Genomic DNA, 18,053 nt, shown 5'->3' on the forward strand with positions numbered 1-18,053 from the left:
TGATTCTTCGCCGCAAGTCTATTTTAGCGCCTATGGGCGAAAGCCGGGACCCATACCGCGTGATGTGTCTTGTGGCAGGATGGCTGATGCTGGTGGCCCAAACTACGGCCGGTGGTTATGGATCCCGGCGTTCGCCGGGATGACAATGGAGTTTGTCGAGGCATCCCGGGCATCATCGACCCGACCATCACGGCAGCGCAAATCTGAGCGTCTTGCCGCCGCGGGCGATGTCGACGGCGGTGAAGCCGGTCGCGGTGAAGCCGCGGCTCGGACAGTCGCCTTGCTCCGATGTCTCGAACTTGTTCTCGCGCGTGCAGAGCTGGATCAGGCCGCCCCAGTTCAGCGGCTTGTCCTTGATCTTGATGGAGCGGTTGTCGGCATCGACAGCCTCGGCGAAGCTGTAGACCTTCTTCGGCTGTCCGGTGATGTCCGGATGCAGGCACTTGCCGGCATCGATGCGGTACCAGCCGCGGCTGACCACGGTGCGGCCGTCATCGGTGCCGACCGCCGCCATCACCTTGTGCGGGGTGTCGTTGCACCAGGTCAGCCCCACCGGCGACGGAGTCTGCACTGCATCGACCATCGTGGCGAAGAAGGTCGGCTGCGTGACGACATCGGACGACAGATTGCGGCTCTTCAGGAAGGCGGCGAGTGCGGCTTGGGTCTTCGGCCCATCGACGCCGTCGATCGGCGAGGCGTCATAGCCGGCGATGCCGAGCAGCCGCTGGATGCCGGCAAGGCGCGCCTGCTCGTCGTCATACTCGGCGCTCTCGGCGAGATAGGCGATCAGGGTGCCGTCGTCGGCCTTGGTCGGCGTCACCTGCGTGAACGCTGCGGGTGTCTGTCCGGTCCGGCACTGCCGGGCGGCGGCGATGATGAAATTGTCGGTGGTGGCGACGCACAGCTGATCATTGCCGTTCTCGGCAATGGGTGATGCGCCGTACAGGCTCAGCGCGCGCGCATGAAGGAGAATGCGATCGGCGGTCATCGTCCCCTGCAGCACCACGCGGCAGCTGGCCGGATCGAGCCGGAACCAACCACGCGTCGCGGTCGCCGCCTTCTCATCGATGCCGATCGCGGCCTCGATGACATAGCTCATGCGGTTGCAGAGCTTGAGGTCGGCGCGGGCGGGAGTGGCGAAGGTGAGGAGTAAAGCGGATAAGGCCAGAGCGACGCGAGTTCGGGTGGATGTCGCGTACGCAGCTATCTCACCAGCGTCACGGGCGGGCTTGACCCGGCCATCCATGTCTTTCCGACCACCGGAAAGGAAGTCGTGGATGCCCGGGCCTTCGCCGCGCCGGAGGGGCTTCGGCCCCGCAGGCGGGTCAAGCCCGGGCATGACGAGTTCTGACTGTGTGGCGGCCGTGCCCATCACTTGTGGATCAGCGTGCCCGTGCCCTGGTTGGTGAACAGCTCCAGCAGCACCGCGTGCTGGACCTTGCCGTCCAGGATCACGACGCCCTGCACGCCCTGCTCGAGCGCGTAGATGCAGGTCTCGACCTTCGGGATCATGCCGCCCGAGATGGTGCCGTCGGCGATCAGCTTGCGCGCGTCCTTGACCGACAGCTCCGGAATCAGCTTCTTCGACTTGTCGAGCACGCCGGGCACGTCGGTGAGCAGCAGCAGCCGCTTGGCCTTCAGCGCACCGGCGACTGCGCCCGCGAACGTATCGGCGTTGACGTTGAACGTCTGGCCGTCCTTGGAGGTCGCGAGCGGCGCCAGCACCGGGATCAGCTCGTAGCCGATCAGCTGGTTGAGCAGCGTGAGGTCGACCTTGTCGGGCTCGCCGACGAAGCCGAGATCGACCACCTTCTCGATGTGGCTGTCGGGGTCGACCATCGTGCGCGACGCCTTGACCGCGCGCACCATGTTGCCGTCCTTGCCGCACAGGCCGACGGCCTTGCCGCCGGCTTCGTTGATGTAGCCGACCAGCTGCTTGTTGATCGAGCCGGCCAGCACCATCTCGACGATCTCGATGGTCGCGGCATCGGTGATGCGCAGGCCGGCGGCGAACTCGGAGACGATGCCGAGGCGCTTGAGCATGGTCGCGATCTGCGGTCCGCCGCCATGCACCACCACCGGGTTGATGGCAGTCTGCTCGAGCAGCACGATGTCGCGTGCGAAGGCTTTGGCGGTGTCCTCGTCACCCATGGCGTGGCCGCCATATTTGATGACGATGGTTTCGTCGTCATACTCCTGCATGTGCGGGAGCGCTTCGGACAGGATGCGGGCTTGATCGAGCGGGCTGATGGTGGTCGCGTCGGCCATGTCTGGGAGGTCTCGGCTATCGGGGCGTCGCGCGCGGTTCTAGCCGATTGCCGGTCGCGGCGCAAAGCGCCGGATCACGCCCGCCGGGGCCACAACGCGCAGATGGCGAGCGCAATCCAGCTCGCGATCTGCAGGCTGCCACCGATCGGCGCCGCGAATGGAAACAGCCGGTCGCCGGTGAACTGTCGCATCAGGAGATCGCCCGCGAACAAAGCCGGGCCGAGCACGAAGCCGGTTGCTGCGATCAGGCCGATGCGCCGATGGACGATGCCGCGTTCGGCGAGAGCGATCGTGCCGAGCAGGGCGCAGGCGTGGAACAGCAGCATGGTCGAGGCGGTCGCGAGCCGCGCTGCTTCGGGATCATGCGCGGCCTTGGCCGCCAGCGCGACGCCGGCAGCGCCCATCAGGCCTGCCAGCGCCACCAGGATTCGCCACAGTCGCGTCATGCGCCGCGCTCCTCCAGAAGCCGCACCATCGCGGCGCGCAGCTCCGGCATGCCTGTGCCGGAGCGCGACGAGGTGGCCAGCACCTGCGGGAACGCCGCCGGATGCTTGGCGAGTGCGGCCTCGGTTTCGGCAATACGGCCGGCGAGCTCAGCCGGCTTGATCTGGTCGGCCTTGGTCAGGACGAGCTGGTAGCTGACGGCGGATCTGTCGAGGGTCTTGAAGATCTCCTGGTCGACCTCCTTGAGCCCGTGGCGGGCATCGATCAGCACGTAGACGCGGGCGAGCGAGGCGCGTCCGAGCAGGAACTTGTGGATCAGGTCGGTCCAGGAGGCGACCTTGGTCTTGGCCGCGGCGGCATAGCCATAGCCGGGCATGTCGACCAGCCGCAGGGGCGCGTATTCGGGGGCTTCGAAGAAGATCAGCTCCTGGGTGCGGCCCGGCGTGTGCGAGGTGCGCGCCAGCGCGTTCTGCCCGGTCAGCGCATTGATCAGGCTGGACTTGCCGACATTGGAGCGGCCGGCGAAGGCAACCTCGATGGCGCCCATCGCCGGCAGGCTCTCGATCGACGGCGACGCGTGCGTGAAGCGCCAGGACTGCGCGAACAGCTTGCGGCCCTTTTCGATCAGGCGCTCGTCGGTGTCGTGGCTGGTGGTCATCAATGTTCTCGCCTCGTCATTGCGAGCGAAGCGAAGCAATCCAGGGCTCGAAAGGAGGTCTGGATTGCTTCGTCGCTTGCGCTCCTCGCAATGACGAAACGGCGGCCGAAGCCGCCGTGCGGCTCACGCCGCCTTACTCGTCGTCACGCCGCTTTTTTTTTGAACGTGCCGCGGATGTTGTCGAACAGCTCCACCTTCACGCCGTTGCGGCGCATGATGAAGCCCTGCTGCAGCACCGACAGGGTGTTGTTCCAGGCCCAGTAGATCACCAGACCGGCCGGGAAGCCGGCGAGCATGAAGGTGAAGATCAGCGGCATCCAGTTGAAGATCATCGCCTGGGTCGGATCCGGCGGCGTCGGGTTCAGCTTCATCTGGAACCACATCGTGATGCCCATGATGATCGGCCAGATGCCGAGCGCGAGATAGTGCCCGAACAGCGGCAGCTGGGTCGGATCGAACGGGATGAGGCCGAACAGCGTGAACAAATTGGTCGGATCCGGCGCGGAGAGGTCCTTGATCCAGCCGATGAACGGCGCGTGCCGCATCTCGATGGTGACGAACAGGACCTTGTAGAGCGAGAAGAACACCGGGATCTGCAGCGCCACCGGAAGGCAGCCGGCGATCGGGTTGATCTTCTCCTTCTTGTAGATCTCCATCATCTCCTGCTGCTGCTTCATCCGGTCGTCCGGATAGCGCTCCTTGAGCGCGGCGAGCTGCGGCTGGATCGCCTTCATCTTGGCCATCGAGGCGTAGGACTTGTTGGCGAGCGGGAAGAACAAGAGCTTCACCAGCACGGTCACCAGCAGGATCGAGATGCCGAAATTGCCGAAGAAGCGGAAGAAGAAGTCGAGCGCCAGGAACATCGGCTTGGTCAGGAAATAGAACCAGCCCCAGTCGATCAGGAGATCGAAATGGTTCAGCCCGAGCTTCTGGTTGTAGCCGCCGAGCCCGCCGAGCGGGAAGTTGATGCCGACGACGCCGGCCTCCTTGGCGCCGGCGAACAGCCGGGTGGAAACGGTGTTGGTGGCGCCCGGCGCGACCGTCTGCGCATCCTGCAGATAGTCGGTCTGGTAGCGGCGGACGTTGTCGACCAGGTTGGACTGGTAGCGCGCCTTCAGATGCGCATCGCTGGCCGGCAGCAGCGCCGCGGCCCAGTATTTGTCGGTGAGGCCCATCCAGGCGTCGGTGACGCTGAACTCGGCGTTCTTGTCGTCGTCGATCTTCTTGTAGGTGTATTCTTGCAGGCCCTTTTCGCCGAGATAGCCGATCAGGCCCTCGTGCAGGATGTAATAGCCGGAGACGTGCGGCGTGCCGTGGCGCGAGATCAGGCCGTAGGGAAACAGCGTCGCCGGTGCCGTGCCGGAGTTGGTGACCTCGTCCTTGATCGAGAACAAATAGTGGTCATCGATCGAGATGGTGCGGCGGAAGGTGAGACCCGCGCCGTTGTCGTAAGTCAGCTTGACCGGCGTCGACGGCGTCAGCGCATTCGAGCCGTCCTGCTGCCAGAGTGTATTGCGATCGGGAATGTTGCCCGAGGCGCCGGCGGCGGGCACCCAGCCGAACTCGGCGTAGTACGGGTTGGCGGTGTTGGACGGCGAGAACAGCACGATCGCTGGTGAGGTGGGATCGACCGTGTCGCGGTACTGCACTAGCGCCAGATCATCGATGCGCGCGCCCTTGAGCGCGATGCTGCCGGTCAGGCGCGGCGTATCGATCTTGACCCGGGGCGAGGCGGCGATCGCGGCTTCGCGGGGCAGCACGGCGCCGGCGGCCGGCGCCACGCCGCCCGGGACGGTTGGGCTGCCGGTCGCGGCCGCGCCGGGCTGCGGCGTCGCGGCTGGCGCAGCGTCGCCCTGCGCCGCCGGCGCCTGCTTCTTGGCAAGCTCCGTCTGCAGCTGCGCCCGTTGCCGCTCCTTCTCCATTTGCGGTCCGTTGTAGAAGACCTGCCACAGGATCAGCACGAGGCCGGACAGAATGACGGCGAGGATGGTGTTGCGATTGTCGGTCATCGTTCTCTTATCGTCTCGTCATTCAATCCGGTTTGCGGGATGCGCGCCCGGCGTCGGTGCGGGCTGCCTGGCAGGCGAGGGCCGGCGCGGTTGCGGCCTGGCCTGAGGCCGGTCGAGGCGGCGCAGCGCGGTCGTGAGGTCGTCGAACATCGTCTGGAAGTCGCGCGACAGCGCATCGCGCCGGCCGATCAGCACATAGTCACTGTGCGGCCGCATCGACAGGGGATCGAGCCGTTTCACAAGCTCGCGCAGCCGCCGACGGATGCGATTACGCTCCGTGGCGGTGCCATTCTTCTTGGTGACGGTAAAGCCGACCCGGACCGGGCCCTGATCCGCGCGCTCACGGCGCTGGACCACGAAGGCAGGACTGTTCGCCCGTGCGCCATCGGCAACGGCGAGGAAGTCCGCCCGCTGCCGTAGCCGATCCATGATGGAAATCTCCGGGACAGACGCCCTGGCTTCAGGCGCTGAGGCGCTTGCGGCCCCGTGCGCGACGCGCGGCAAGGACCTTGCGACCGCCGGTGGTGGCGAGACGGGCGCGGAAGCCGTGACGGCGCTTGCGCACCAGTTTGCTGGGTTGATAAGTCCGCTTCACGGGTCGTTCTCCGCTGACGGGCAATTTGCCAGTTGACAACTTGCCGGCTTGAAATGTCGATTGATGTCCGGTGATGCTTTCGGGCCCAAAGTGGACCGCTGCCGGCCCTGAAATCGAGCCGCTCCCGGGCGAGCCGGGTCATCGCGGACAGTTGGCGCGGCTTATAAGGGAGCGTCCTGCCTTCGTCAATCGCGGCAAGCCGTCGCCGGGACAGGCAGATGCCTCGTCAAGGTCCTGGTAACGGACGCTGGCTCAGCGTTGCGGACGCCGAGAGAAAGGAACGCAAGGCCGCAGCAAAGGCCGCGATACAAGACGAGAAGGCGGCATCGCGCAAGAATAGTCCCCATATCGGCGCATGAAGCGGGATGAGCGATCGGGGATCGGAGCAATGCGAGTTCCATTCTGAACGATTTGGAAACCGGAACATGAGCGATCCGTAATTTGACCGGACTCCGGTGCAGTCCCATCTTGCGGTCCCGTAAGGGTGGGGTGTCTCTTACAAGGGCAGTACGTGACAGAGAGCGACAACCAGCCGATTCTGGAGCGCCTGCGACCGAAACGGTCGCGCCGACTCGGCTTGTCCGGAAAGCTTCTCCTGTTGACCATCCCGCTGGTGATGATCGCAGCAGTGCTGGTCTACGTGCCCGCGATTGCCAATTTCTGGAGCAACCGGCTCAACGACCGCCTCGCTGCCGCCAATACCGCTGCGCTCGTGCTCGATGCCGCACCCTCAGGCATGGTGCCGGATTCGCTGGCGCGGCAGATTCTCACCTCGATCAATGCCCGCGGCGTCGCCATCAAGATGGGCCAGCAGCGGCGGCTGCTCGCCAGTGCCGATCTGCCGGCCTCGATCGACCACGATTTCGATATGCGCGACATGACGGTGTGGTCGTCGATCATCAACTCGCTGAAGATGATGACCGAGACCGGCGACCACACCATGCGCGTGATCGGGCCGTCGCCCGGCCGCGCCCAGTTCATCGAGGTCGTGACCGACGAGAAGCCGCTGCGCAAGGCGATGTACCGCTTCTCGCGCAACCTGCTCGGCGTGTCGCTGCTGCTCGCAGTGCTGACCGCAGCGCTGGTCTATCTCGCCTTGCATTATCTGTTCGTGCGGCCGATGCGCCGGCTGACCGCGAGCCTGGTCGGGTTCCATGAGAATCCGGAGAGTGCGGCGCGAATCATCGTGCCGAGCCAGCGCTCCGACGAGATCGGCGTCGCCGAGCGCGAGCTCGCGGACATGCAGCGCGACCTCGTCTCGATGCTGCATCAGAAGAGCCGGCTGGCCGCGCTCGGCCTCGCCGTCTCCAAGATCAACCACGACCTGCGCAACCTGCTGGCCTCGTCGCAGCTGTTGTCGGACCAGCTCGCCAGCGTGCCGGACCCGCGGGTGCAGCGCTTCGCACCGAAGCTGATGCGGTCCTTGGAGCGCGCTATCGCGTTCTGCCAGTCGACCCTTTCCTACGGCAAGGTGCAGGAGCCGGCGCCGGACCGCCGCATGGTCGCCGTCGAGCAGGTGGTGGCGGAGGTCCGGGAGACCGCCGGGCTTGCACCGGACGCCTCGATCACCTGGATCAGCGCCATCGAGCGGGGCCTGAAGATCGATGCCGATCCGGACCAGCTGTTCCGCGTGCTGCTCAATTTGGTGCGCAACGCCGCGCAGGCGCTCGAGAGCATTTCCGGCGATTCGGGCGTGCGCCAGATCCGCATCACCGGCCGCCGCGAGGGGGCCGTGACCATCCTCGAAGTGGCCGATACCGGCCCCGGCGTGCCGCCCAAGGTGCGTGAGCACCTGTTCGAGGCGTTCCGCGGTGCCGGCCGGCCCGGCGGCTCGGGCCTCGGCCTCGCCATCGCCGCCGAGCTTGTGCGAGCCCATGACGGTGACATCCAGCTGGTCGAGGGCACCCTGGGTGCCACCTTCCGGCTCACGATTCCCGACCGTCCCGTCGAGCTGCAGACCTTCTGGACCGAGCGCGCCAGCGCCTGAGCCTTTGCCCGTCCGGCCCTGTCCAGGGCTGTCACAGAGGCGCTGGAGCCGCCATCCGGCGAACATCACGTGCTCCCGGCGCAACGCCGCAGGCATCGAACCCGGGATCCCGAGCCGGTCGGACAGCACACTATCCGCGCGAGCCGATGCAAACCGGCCCAGCGCGGTTGCGGAAAAATGCTTGCAAAAATGTCCCGCTCCAGCCTTGCCAAGCGGCCTCCGAGCCGTTAGTCAGAGGCCCTTCGCGAGGCCAGCCGGCGTTTGCCGCCCCGGCCTTCCAGGGTGCGGCCCCCGTGGTCTGGATCCTGACAGCCGCGAAAAACGCGCCCGTAGCTCAGCTGGATAGAGCATCAGACTACGAATCTGAGGGTCGGACGTTCGAATCGTTCCGGGCGCGCCATTTGTCGATGAAACCACTGCCATCCCCGTCGTATTTTCGGCGACGCCGATCGATCCACTGCGCCGTGGCTCTCGGCTCTGCAGGAGAACCGTCTTGAGCCGTTTCTGGTCAGAGCTCGCGCACGGGCTGTCGCCCTATGTGCCGGGCGAGCAGCCGCAGATCCCGGGTCTCGTCAAGCTCAACACCAATGAGAGCCCGTTCGGGCCGTCGCCCAGGGCGATCGCGGCGATCCAGGCTGCGGCGGCCGATACGCTGCGGCTCTATCCCGATCCACAGGCGACGCGGCTGCGCGAGGTGCTGGCTGCGTACCACAAGGTCGCGCCCGAGCAGGTGTTCGTCGGCAACGGCTCGGACGAGGTGCTCGCGCATACATTCGCAGCGCTGCTGAAGCAGCCGGCGCCGCTGCTGTTCCCGGACGTGACCTACAGCTTCTATCCGGTGTACTGCCGCCTGCTCGGGATCGCCTATGAGACCGTGCCGCTCGATGCCGGGATGCGCGTACGCGTCGATGACTATCTCGGCCGCGCCGGTCCGGTGATCGTAGCCAATCCGAACGCGCCGACCGGAATCGCGCTGGCGCGCGCGGAGATCGCCCGACTCGTGTCGGCCCGCAGCGACGCGGCCGTCGTGATCGACGAGGCCTATGTCGATTTCGGCGCCGAGACCGCGATCCCGCTGATCCGCGACTATCCCAATCTCCTGGTGGTCCAGACGATGTCGAAGTCGCGCGCGCTGGCTGGACTGCGCGTCGGCTATGCGATCGGTGACGCCGGGCTGATCGAGGGGCTGACGCGGGTCAAGGACAGCTTCAATTCCTATCCGCTCGGCCGCCCGGCCCAGGCCGGCGCCATCGCCTCGCTCGAGGATGAGGCGCACTTCCAACAGGCGCGCTCGGTCATCATGCAGAATCGCGCAGACCTCACGGCCGCGCTGGTCCGGCTCGGCTTCGATGTCCTGCCCTCCAGCACCAATTTCGTGTTCGCCCGACATCCGGACCGCGCGGGCCAGGCGCTGGCCGCTGCCTTGCGCGAGCGCGCGGTGCTCGTCCGCCATTTCACGGCGCCGCGCATTGCCGATTTTCTTCGCATCACCATCGGCTCGGCGGCGGAGCTTGCGCGGCTGACCGAGGCGTTGCGCGAGATCCTGGCCGGCCCCCGAATCGGCTGATCACGTCTTGCCGTCCTGACATCGCCGGGCGCGGCAGGTGACAGGCGGGGGCCGCCCAGCCGCTGTCTCCTCGACCGACCAGCTAGAACAGCTCGATGCCGTGCTCGAGTTCGCGGGCCGTGTCCGCCATTCGAATCTGCGCGAAGCCCGGTCCGGCAAGGCGCATGAACTCGGCATGGACCTCGCGCTCGCGTTTCATGGTGTAGCGCGCGAACACCTCATCGACGACGCGTTGATCATCCACGGTCGGTCGATCGACCGGCATCGATGCGCGGCGGGCTTCCAGGGCGTCTGCGGCTGCCGACAAGCCGCCGAAATCGGCGGCCAGAGCGGCCATCAGCTCGCGGGCCGAGCTCACGAGCTGCTCGAACTCGCGGCCTTCCTGGGTCAGCCGGTTCATGATGCCGGAGAGGTGGCGGTTGCCCGTTTCGACCTTGCCGAGTGCTGTCGTGATCGACGGCTCGAGCCGGGCGAGCTGCATCGGATCACTGTGCTGGCGAAGCGCCTTCAGGCTGTTCGCCGCGGCCTCGATCTCGTCCAGCAGGGGCACGAGCCTGCCGGCTCCTGCGGCAATATGGCCGCCATTCGTATTGAGCTCGTTGGCAATGACGACGAACGCGCGCCCCCGCGTGCCCAGCCGGTTGGCGCGCAGTCCGGCGTTCATTCCGGTCAGCGTGATGTCGGCAACGACGTCGGACAGCACGCGAACGGTGTGCCGGAATCGGGTCAACGTGGTCTCGACGATGACGATCGCGTCGTCCATCGCGCGGCCGGCGCTCTCGCATTCGGCAATCAGCCGCAATGTTCGGCCGAGCACCGTTCGGGTCTGGTCCAGGAACGTTGACGATCCGTCATCCTGGCCGCCGCTCAGCGAACGGCCTTTGGCGATGACATCGGCCGCGCGGGCGCGGATGTCGTTGAAAGCGTCCAGGATCGCGTCGATGTTCTCGCGAAATTCGCCGTCGGTGTCGCGCAGCTGCATGGCGAGCAGACGCTGGAGCAGATCGGCGACCTCGGGACGCACGCCAACAGCCGATGCGGAGCCGGCGCCCGCATTGCTTGCCAGCAGCAGGCCGTCTCTGATGTGTTCGAGGCGCTGACGGGTGCTGTCGCCGGACTGCAGCGATACGATGGCGCGGCCGACGGCGTCCGCGATCGTTGCCGTGCCCTGCAGGGTCAGCTGGGCGACGGTCGCGGCCGTCTGGCGATGGTTGACGATCGATCCGTGGGCCGTGCCGAGCTCGCTGCGGCTGCCATGGAGCTGGTCGCGGTAGGATGCATCGAACTGCGACTGCCGCTTGAAGGCGCCGTCGACGGCCGCAGCCAGCGATTGCTGGTCGCGCAAGCATTCGCTGACCGCTTGCTGCACCTGCCTGCCGAGCTCATAGGCTTCATGGGTGAACGCCAGAAAGCTCTCGCGGTCTTCCTGCAGCGACGCGGCTTCGATCCGCGCGCTGCGCGCGACGATCGTGATCGTTCCGATGTAGCCCGACAGCAGCTTGAGCTCGGGAGCCGTGGCTTCGACGCTCCTGGCAATGCGGGCGAGCAGGGCACTCTCCGACGGCAGCGCCTCGACGATGCGGTCGAGTGTGGTGTTGATGTCGGACACGACCCGCGAGACGTCCTCGAGATCGGTGCCGGGCAGGACCTGGCACAGCTCGGCCAGCGTCTGATTGAGCTCCAGGAAGGTCGCGCGGCCGTCACCCAGCTGGAGGCCGACCTGCGCCAGGGTCTCCTCGATCCGCGAGCGCGCGGCGTCGATTGTCGCGAGGCTGTCAGCCATGGACTTTGCTGGCGAAGCGGACATGGGACGTCGTCTTTCGGCTCTTGCTAGTGCGCCGCCGTGGCGTGGCCGGCGTGCTGCCATTTCGTGATTTCGCGGGGAATCTGATCCAGGGGAATGACCTTCTCCACTGCGCCACAGGCGATGGCCTCCTTCGGCATTCCGAACACGACGCAGCTTTCCTCGTTCTGTGCGCGGGTTGCCGCACCGAGCTTGCGCATCTCCAGCAGGCCGCGCGCGCCGTCGTCGCCCATCCCGGTCATGATCACGCCCAGCGCATTGGACCCGGCATATTGCGCAGCCGAGCGAAACAGCACATCGACGGACGGACGGTGACGCGACACGGGTGGACCGTCCTTGATCGCAATGTGATAGCGCAGACCCGAACGCTGCAGCAGCATGTGGCGCGCGCCCGGCGCGATGTAGGCCCAGCCTGCATGCACCGTTTCGCCGTCCTCGGCCTCCTTGACGTTGATCGCGCAGGTCATGTTCAGCCGGCGGGCAAACGCCGCCGTGAATCCCGGCGGCATGTGCTGCACGATCAGGATGCCGGGGCAGTCCGCCGGCAGTGCCTCGAGCACATCGGCCAGCGCCTCGGTCCCGCCGGTCGAGGCTCCGATGCAGACGATCCGCTCCGTCGTCGGCCGCGACCGCGTTTCCACCGGCGGCGGCATGATGGCGTCCGCAGTGAGCTTCTTCTCGACAAGCGAGCGGCGCTCCGACCGCGGCCGGACCCGCGCGCGCGCCGCCGACTTCACGGCATCGCGCAGCCGCCCCGAGGATTCCAACAGCGCCTGGCGGGTGTCGACGCGTGGCTTCGGCACGATGTCGACCGCGCCGGCCTCGAGCGCCTCGAAGGTCAGCTGCGAGCTCTGTTCCGTGGCGGACGAGCAGATGACCACCGGAATCGGATGCTGCGCCATGATCTTGCGCAGGAAGGTCAGGCCGTCCATCCGCGGCATTTCGATGTCGAGCACGATCACGTCGGGCAGCTCGCTCTGCAGCCGGCGCACGGCCGCAAAGGGATCGGCAGCGGTTCCCATGATCTCGATGTCGGGATCGTCACCGAGGATCGACGTCATGATCTGACGGACAGATGCCGAATCATCCACGATCAACACGCGCACCTTCTGCCTGGTCATGCGATCGCCTCGCCTACACGGTGAAGATCGTCGGTCGGACCTGCTTGAGGCCCGGGACGACGCTGTGAACCATGGATTCGGAATGTCCGACCATCAAATATCCGCCCGGCCGCAGATGCGAGCAGAGCCGTGTGACGACCTGGCGCTGGGTCGGCTTGTCAAAATAGATCAGGACGTTGCGGCAGAAGATGATGTCCACGTCGCGATCCACTGGATAGGTCGAATCCATCAGGTTCATCCGCTGGAAGTTGACGCGCCGCCGCAGCTCCGGGACGACCCGGCATTCGTCGCGCGCCGGATTGCGCGACCGCAGGAAGTAGCGCTTGACGAGATTCTCCGGGACCGGTGTCAACGCCTGGGTGCTGTAGATCCCGGTCTCGGCGATCCGCAGGACGGGGTTGGAGATGTCGGTCCCGAGAATGCGGAAGTCGAAGCGCGGTCCGCTGCGCACCATGTCGTCCAGCACGATCGCGATCGTATAGGCCTCCATGCCCATTGAGGCGGCCGCGCTCCAGACCTTCAGGGCGCCAGAGCGAAGCGCTCCTCCCCTCGAGTTGAGCAACTCGGGAACGGCGGTCTGTCGCAGGAAATCGAAATGCGCCGGTTCGCGAAAGAAATCGGTCTTGTTCGTCGTGACGGCGTCGATCAGATGGATCAGCTCGTGCTCGAACTGACTGGGTTCGAACAGGGCGTCGACATAGTCGCGGATATCCGTGAGACCGAGCGCACGGACACGCTTCAACAGCCGTCCCTCCAGCATGAAGCGTTTGCCAGGCGGGATCTTGATGCCCACCTGCGTCTCGATGAGCTGCGCCAGCGCGCGGAAGTGCGGATCCGTCAGGGATCCGCAGCCGCCGATGCCGTCCGCCCAGGCGGGCTTAAGCTGCGGCTGGGGCATGAGCACCGTGGTCGGCAGGAGCGGGCAGGCCCGTCTGGGCCATGAGCTTGGCGAGATCGAACAGCACGACGAACTTGTCGCCCTTGCGTCCGATGCCGGCGATGTAGTCCGAGGTCCAGCGGCCGCCGACCTGCGGCACGGACTCCACTGTTGCCTCGTCGATGTCGGTGACCTCGAACACGCAATCCGCGACGAAGCCGACCCCGACCAGGCGGTCGCCGACCGGTACGTCGAGAATGATGATCCGGGTCGCCTCCGTTGTTGCCACGTTCGGCAGGTCGAGCTTCAGCCGGAGATCCACGATCGGATAGCCGCTGCCGCGCACATCGATCATGCCGAGCAGGAAGTGCGGCGCATGAGGCAGCCGGGAGATCGGTCGCATGTCGAGGATCTCGCGGACGTTCCGGATGCTGATTCCGAAAATCTCGCCGGCGAGACCGAGCGTGAGGTATTGAGCGGTTTCGGTCATGCTTCGTCCTGTTCTCTGGTCGCGGTCCGTCGGCGAACCCCACCCGTCTCTGCCGGGGCAGGGCCCGGTGGGGGACGCATCTCAGCGCCGGAAATCGGCGTCGCGCTCGTCCTCGCCGTCGTCCAGGCTGAAGGCGAAGCCTCCGCCGCCTGCGGCCCTGACCGCACGTGCCGGCCTGGACTTCGCGGGCGCCTGCTTCTTCATCCCGCCTCGGTCCGCGGCAGCCATGCTGGCGGCCTTGGAGCGCAACTGGGACACGGCGCCATCGAGCGCCGCGGGCGAAGCCGCGTTGCTGATCCCGGCGGTCTCGTCGATCCGGAAATAGGCGATGGTCGACTGCAGCTGATCGGCTTGGGCCGCGAGCTCTTCGGAGGTCGCGGACACCTGCTCCGAGGCGCCGGCGTTCTGCTGGCCGACCTGGTCGAGCTGCTGGATCGCCTGGTTGATCTGGGCCGAGCCGACGTCCTGTTCGCGGCAGGCGGCCGTGATTTCTTCGACGAGCTCGGCCGTCCGCTTGATGTCGGGCACGAGCTTCGCCAGCATGCCGCCGGCCTCCTGCGCGACCTTGACAGTCTCGCCCGACAGCTGTCCGATCTCCGTCGCGGCCGCCTGGCTGCGTTCCGCGAGCTTGCGAACCTCTGACGCGACCACGGCAAAGCCCTTGCCATGCTCGCCGGCGCGCGCGGCCTCGACCGCCGCATTCAGCGCCAGCAGGTCGGTCTGGCGCGCGATCTCCTGCACGATCGTGATCTTGCTGGCGATGGTCTGCATCGCCTCGACGGCGCGGCCGACGGCGGTGCCGCTGGCTTCGGCATCCTTGGCCGACTGCGCTGCGATCTTCTCCGTCTGGCTGGCGTTCTCGGCGTTCTGCTTCACGTTCGCCGCCATCTCCTCCATCGAGGACGAGGCCTCCTCGGCGGAGGACGCCTGCTCGGTCGCGCCCTGCGACAGCTGCTCGGCGCTGGCCGACAGCTGCTGGCTCCCGGCCGAAACGTTCTGCGCCGCGGTGAGCGCCTCGGACACGATCTGGCGCAGCTTTTCGACCATGCGCTCCAGCGCCATGCCGAGCGTATCCTTGTCGGACAGCCGCTTGGCCTCGACGGTGAGGTTGCCGCTGGCGATCTCGTCCGCCACCGTCGCCATCTTGTTCAGATTTGCGGTCATGACGTTCAGCGACTTGATGAGGTCGCCGACCTCGTCATTGCTGTTGTGAGAGACCGTCTGGCTGAGATCGCCGGTGGCAACCGCTTCGGCGAGATCCACGGCGCGACCGACTCCGCGGCTGATGTTGATGGCGATCCACAGCGCCGAGGCCACGGCGATGATGAAGGAGGCGGTGACGATGCCAAGCAACAGAAGCTGAGCATTGGCACCGTCCGTGCGCGCGGCCTCAGCGCGCTCGGCCATCAGCCCCTGAACATAGTGTACATATTCGGTGAGGCCATTGGTCGCCTGTCCGACCGCCTTGCGGACTTCCGTCGTCGATAGCACGACGCCTCTGGCGCGATCGGCTCTGCCGATCTTCAGTGCTTCATCCTGTGCGGCGTTGACGGCCGTATACTGAACTGCAAACTGGTCCAGCAGCTTGCGTCCGTTCTCGGTGGCGACTGCATAGATCTCATCCCTGCCCTTGAGCATGGTCGTCCTCAGCGTCGCGACCTCCGCCGTGAATCGATCGAAATCCGCGTCAGTCGCGGCCAGCAACGCATTCTTTTCGGCCCGGATCTGGAGCAGCAGCGTCGCCTGCAACTGCATGGCTTTTTCCAGCCGCCCCGAAGCTGCGACGATGGTTTGCGTGGCCGCGATGGTCTCGGAGAGCTTCATGTAGCTGAGCGCACCTGCGATCACGGAAAGCAGGATGACGATGCCGAATGATGCCGCTAGTTTTGCCTTGATCGTCAATCTCATATCGTCCCCTAATCTTCTGTGACGAGCTCGGAAGCTGTTGCTTTGCTGCTACGATCGCGATCGCTTCGCGCCGGTTGATGATGACGTAGATGAAGTCGAGCTTCGCAGTTCACGCCTTGCGTCGAGTCATCCCTTTTCGGTGTGTCGCCGCCGGGCCGTCGCACGCTCTCGACAGAGCGCCAGCGATTGTCCGGCGGCGGTGTCAGAAGCGCTGGAAGTCGCCGTCGCGATCATCCCCGCCATGGTCGAGATTGAACGCGAAGCCCGGCCCGCCTGCCGCAACCCGTGCGGTCCGCGCCGGCTTGGCCGTCGTCGCAGGCCTCTTGCCGCGATCGGCCGCGGCCATGGCCGAAGCCTTGGCGCGCAGTTGCACGACGGCGCGGTCGATCGGCGGTTCGGCCGGTTCTGACGGAGCCGAGCCTGCGCCGCCGATCCGGAAGAACGAGATGGCCGATTGCAACTGCTCGGCCTGCGACGCCAGTTCCTCCGATGTTGCAGAGACCTGCTCGGAGGCGCTCGCATTCTGCTGGCCGACCTGGTCGAGCTGCTGGATGGCCTGGTTGATCTGCGCCGAGCCGACGTCTTGCTCGCGACAGGCGGCGCTGATCTCGACCACGAGCTCCGCCGTCCGCTTGATGTCGGGCACCAGCTTGGCCAGCATGATCCCGGCGTCCTGCGCCACCTTCACGGTCTCGCTGGACAGCTGCCCGATCTCGGTTGCGGCGGCCTGGCTGCGTTCCGCAAGCTTGCGGACTTCGGAAGCGACAACGGCAAAACCCTTGCCGTGCTCGCCGGCGCGCGCGGCCTCGACCGCGGCGTTGAGCGCCAGCAGGTCGGTCTGCCGGGCGATCTCCTGGACGATCGTGATCTTGCCGGCGATCGTCTGCATCGCCTCGACGGCTCGGCCCACGGCGGAACCGCTGGCTTCCGCATCCTTGGCGGACTGCGCCGCGATCCGTTCGGTCTGGCTGGCGTTCTCGGCGTTCTGCTTCACGTTCGCTGCCATCTCCTCCATCGAGGAGGACGCCTCCTCGGCCGAGGACGCCTGCTCGGTTGCGCCCTGCGACAGCTGCTCGGCGCTGGCCGAAAGCTCCTGGCTGCCGGCGGAGACGTTATGCGCCGCCGTCATCGCGTCGCCGACGATCTGGCGCAGTTTCTCCGACATCGTATTGAGCGAGGTGACGAGATCGCCGACCTCGTCGTTGCTGGAAACCTTCAGCGTCTGGGTCAGGTCGCCCTCGGCCACGGCGCTGGCAAGCCCGACGGCGCGGCCCAGCGCCCGGCTGATGCTCAATGCGATCCAGAGGGCGGAGGCCAATGCGATCACCAGGGAGGCGACGATGATGCTCATCATGATCGTCTTCGCGCGCGCGCCGTCCTGCTCGGCGTCGGCGGCGATATCGGCCATCGCCTTCCGGACATAGGCGATGTAGTCGCTCGACGTTGCCATGGCGGCGTCGGCGTTCGCCTTGGCGTCGGTCGCGGCGAGCATGGCGGCGCGGATGTTGCCGCCTTCCTTCACGATCTCGGCAACCCGGGACATTGCTTTGGTCAGGCGGTCGGTCTGGGTCACCAGCGCGGCCGGCGACAGGCTGGCGGCGGCGAGCGCACCGCCTGCGCGCTGCACGGCCGTACGTAGCGCCTCCATATCCGACATTTGCGCCTTGATGATCGCGTTGAGATCGTCGAGGCTGGACGCGTAGAACGACAGCGACATCTGGTTCTGTGCGGCTTCGCTCTGTTTCCGGATCGTCTCCAGGGCCAGCAGCGCATTGCTGCGCTCGACCGAGGGCGCGGCACGGCCGGCGTCGGCCGCAAGGCCATCGACCACCGCGGTGAAGTCCTTCAGGATCGGCAGCCCCTCCGCCGTCCAGACCTGGAAGCCGCGATTGTTCGAGTTCATCGTGCCGAACTTGATGATCTCGTCCTCGGTCGCGTTCATCTTGTCATAGGCCGCCGAGAACTTGTCGAGCAGCTTCCTGCCGGCTTCGGTCGCGACCGCATAGACTTCATCACGCACGCGCTTGGCTTCGACGCGGTTCTGCTTCACGTCCGCCGCGATTTTCGCCGACTCCGCATCCGTCGAGGCGATGATGATGTCGCGCTCGTAGCGCGTCTGCTGCAGGATGTAGTTCTGCAACTGCCCGGCCTTGTCGATCCGGACAGCGCGCTGTACCAGGACGTCCGACGTGTCCGCGAGCTGTGTCAGCTTCGTGTACGCCACGCCTCCGGTGACCATCGACAGCACGATGATCGCGCCGAATGCGCTGGCCAGCTTTGCCTTGATCGTAAATCTCATGATAGCCCTCTTGTGCCCCGCACGGA

14 protein-coding genes, 1 tRNA gene and 1 pseudogene are annotated in these 18,053 nt (G+C 66.2%); 3 read left to right on the forward strand and 13 right to left on the reverse strand.

Annotated elements, in window-relative coordinates; translation table 11 throughout:
* Positions 1-187: 187 nt before the first annotated feature.
* The 7 genes and pseudogenes from QQL87_RS34225 to rpmH all read right to left on the reverse strand — a co-directional run bounded on the left by QQL87_RS34225 (position 188) and on the right by rpmH (position 5,974).
* Positions 188-1,246, reverse strand: coding sequence for a DUF1036 domain-containing protein (locus QQL87_RS34225; RefSeq protein WP_284423586.1), 1,059 nt, complete (start codon positions 1,244-1,246; stop codon positions 188-190).
* A 125-nt stretch (positions 1,247-1,371) separates the two neighbouring features.
* A complete protein-coding gene (gene argB / locus QQL87_RS34230) occupies positions 1,372-2,268 on the reverse strand; it encodes an acetylglutamate kinase (protein ID WP_284423585.1) in 897 nt (298 codons plus the stop codon).
* Between the two features lie 74 nt (positions 2,269-2,342).
* Entirely contained in the window at positions 2,343-2,714 is a 372-nt protein-coding gene (locus tag QQL87_RS34235) for a DUF423 domain-containing protein (RefSeq protein WP_284423584.1), read from the reverse strand.
* Positions 2,711-3,370, reverse strand: a complete 660-nt coding sequence (gene yihA, locus QQL87_RS34240; protein ID WP_284423583.1) for a ribosome biogenesis GTP-binding protein YihA/YsxC — start codon at positions 3,368-3,370, stop codon at positions 2,711-2,713. The genes QQL87_RS34235 and yihA overlap by 4 nt, the downstream gene beginning before the upstream one ends.
* Positions 3,371-3,513: 143 nt before the next feature.
* Complete coding sequence (gene yidC / locus QQL87_RS34245; protein ID WP_284423582.1) at positions 3,514-5,379, reverse strand: membrane protein insertase YidC; 1,866 nt, start codon at positions 5,377-5,379, stop codon at positions 3,514-3,516.
* A 22-nt stretch (positions 5,380-5,401) separates the two neighbouring features.
* Positions 5,402-5,808, reverse strand: a pseudogene (gene rnpA / locus QQL87_RS34250) (ribonuclease P protein component).
* 31 nt (positions 5,809-5,839) lie between these two features.
* A complete protein-coding gene (gene rpmH, locus QQL87_RS34255) occupies positions 5,840-5,974 on the reverse strand; it encodes a 50S ribosomal protein L34 (RefSeq protein WP_006609582.1) in 135 nt (44 codons plus the stop codon).
* Between the two features lie 511 nt (positions 5,975-6,485).
* Here rpmH and QQL87_RS34260 point away from each other — a divergent pair.
* From QQL87_RS34260 to hisC, 3 genes are all read left to right on the forward strand, one after another.
* The gene (locus tag QQL87_RS34260; RefSeq protein WP_284423580.1) at positions 6,486-7,961 is read left to right on the forward strand and encodes a sensor histidine kinase; all 1,476 of its coding nucleotides are present in this window, start codon (positions 6,486-6,488) and stop codon (positions 7,959-7,961) included.
* Between the two features lie 323 nt (positions 7,962-8,284).
* A tRNA-Arg gene (locus QQL87_RS34265) sits at positions 8,285-8,361 on the forward strand.
* Between the two features lie 93 nt (positions 8,362-8,454).
* The gene (hisC, locus tag QQL87_RS34270) at positions 8,455-9,528 is read left to right on the forward strand and encodes a histidinol-phosphate transaminase (protein ID WP_284423579.1); all 1,074 of its coding nucleotides are present in this window, start codon (positions 8,455-8,457) and stop codon (positions 9,526-9,528) included.
* An 82-nt stretch (positions 9,529-9,610) separates the two neighbouring features.
* On the opposite strand, the gene QQL87_RS34275 is transcribed toward hisC, so the two are convergent.
* The 6 genes from QQL87_RS34275 to QQL87_RS34300 form a co-directional block, all read right to left on the reverse strand.
* On the reverse strand, positions 9,611-11,311 hold the full coding sequence (locus tag QQL87_RS34275; protein ID WP_284423578.1) for a chemotaxis protein: 1,701 nt from the start codon (positions 11,309-11,311) through the stop codon (positions 9,611-9,613).
* Between the two features lie 47 nt (positions 11,312-11,358).
* Complete coding sequence (locus QQL87_RS34280) at positions 11,359-12,453, reverse strand: protein-glutamate methylesterase/protein-glutamine glutaminase (RefSeq protein WP_284423577.1); 1,095 nt, start codon at positions 12,451-12,453, stop codon at positions 11,359-11,361.
* A 13-nt stretch (positions 12,454-12,466) separates the two neighbouring features.
* Positions 12,467-13,351, reverse strand: coding sequence for a CheR family methyltransferase (locus QQL87_RS34285; RefSeq protein WP_284423576.1), 885 nt, complete (start codon positions 13,349-13,351; stop codon positions 12,467-12,469).
* Positions 13,332-13,820 carry a chemotaxis protein CheW gene (locus QQL87_RS34290; RefSeq protein WP_284423575.1) on the reverse strand — a complete coding sequence of 163 codons (489 nt, stop codon included), beginning with the start codon at positions 13,818-13,820 and terminating at the stop codon, positions 13,332-13,334. The genes QQL87_RS34285 and QQL87_RS34290 overlap by 20 nt, the downstream gene beginning before the upstream one ends.
* Before the next feature lie 81 nt (positions 13,821-13,901).
* Positions 13,902-15,728 (reverse strand): methyl-accepting chemotaxis protein, encoded by a 1,827-nt coding sequence (locus QQL87_RS34295; protein ID WP_284423574.1) that lies wholly within the window; start codon positions 15,726-15,728, stop codon positions 13,902-13,904.
* A gap of 202 nt (positions 15,729-15,930) precedes the next feature.
* Entirely contained in the window at positions 15,931-18,027 is a 2,097-nt protein-coding gene (locus QQL87_RS34300; protein WP_284423573.1) for a HAMP domain-containing methyl-accepting chemotaxis protein, read from the reverse strand.
* Positions 18,028-18,053 lie beyond the last annotated feature (26 nt).

The sequence above is a fragment of the Bradyrhizobium sp. SSBR45G genome, from assembly GCF_030159255.1.
In the GTDB taxonomy this organism is placed as follows: domain Bacteria; phylum Pseudomonadota; class Alphaproteobacteria; order Rhizobiales; family Xanthobacteraceae; genus Bradyrhizobium.

Bases quoted from the DNA above. Each gene is read 5' to 3' on its own strand.
- QQL87_RS34225 (WP_284423586.1), bottom strand. From the start codon at position 1,246: ATGGATGGCCGGGTCAAGCCCGCCCGTGACGCTGGTGAGATAGCTGCG.
- argB (WP_284423585.1), bottom strand. From the start codon at position 2,268: ATGGCCGACGCGACCACCATCAGCCCGCTCGATCAAGCCCGCATCCTG.
- QQL87_RS34235 (WP_284423584.1), bottom strand. From the start codon at position 2,714: ATGACGCGACTGTGGCGAATCCTGGTGGCGCTGGCAGGCCTGATGGGC.
- yihA (WP_284423583.1), bottom strand. From the start codon at position 3,370: ATGACCACCAGCCACGACACCGACGAGCGCCTGATCGAAAAGGGCCGC.
- yidC (WP_284423582.1), bottom strand. From the start codon at position 5,379: ATGACCGACAATCGCAACACCATCCTCGCCGTCATTCTGTCCGGCCTC.
- QQL87_RS34275 (WP_284423578.1), bottom strand. From the start codon at position 11,311: ATGGCTGACAGCCTCGCGACAATCGACGCCGCGCGCTCGCGGATCGAG.
- QQL87_RS34280 (WP_284423577.1), bottom strand. From the start codon at position 12,453: ATGACCAGGCAGAAGGTGCGCGTGTTGATCGTGGATGATTCGGCATCT.
- QQL87_RS34285 (WP_284423576.1), bottom strand. From the start codon at position 13,351: ATGCCCCAGCCGCAGCTTAAGCCCGCCTGGGCGGACGGCATCGGCGGC.
- QQL87_RS34290 (WP_284423575.1), bottom strand. From the start codon at position 13,820: ATGACCGAAACCGCTCAATACCTCACGCTCGGTCTCGCCGGCGAGATT.
- QQL87_RS34295 (WP_284423574.1), bottom strand. From the start codon at position 15,728: ATGAGATTGACGATCAAGGCAAAACTAGCGGCATCATTCGGCATCGTC.
- QQL87_RS34300 (WP_284423573.1), bottom strand. From the start codon at position 18,027: ATGAGATTTACGATCAAGGCAAAGCTGGCCAGCGCATTCGGCGCGATC.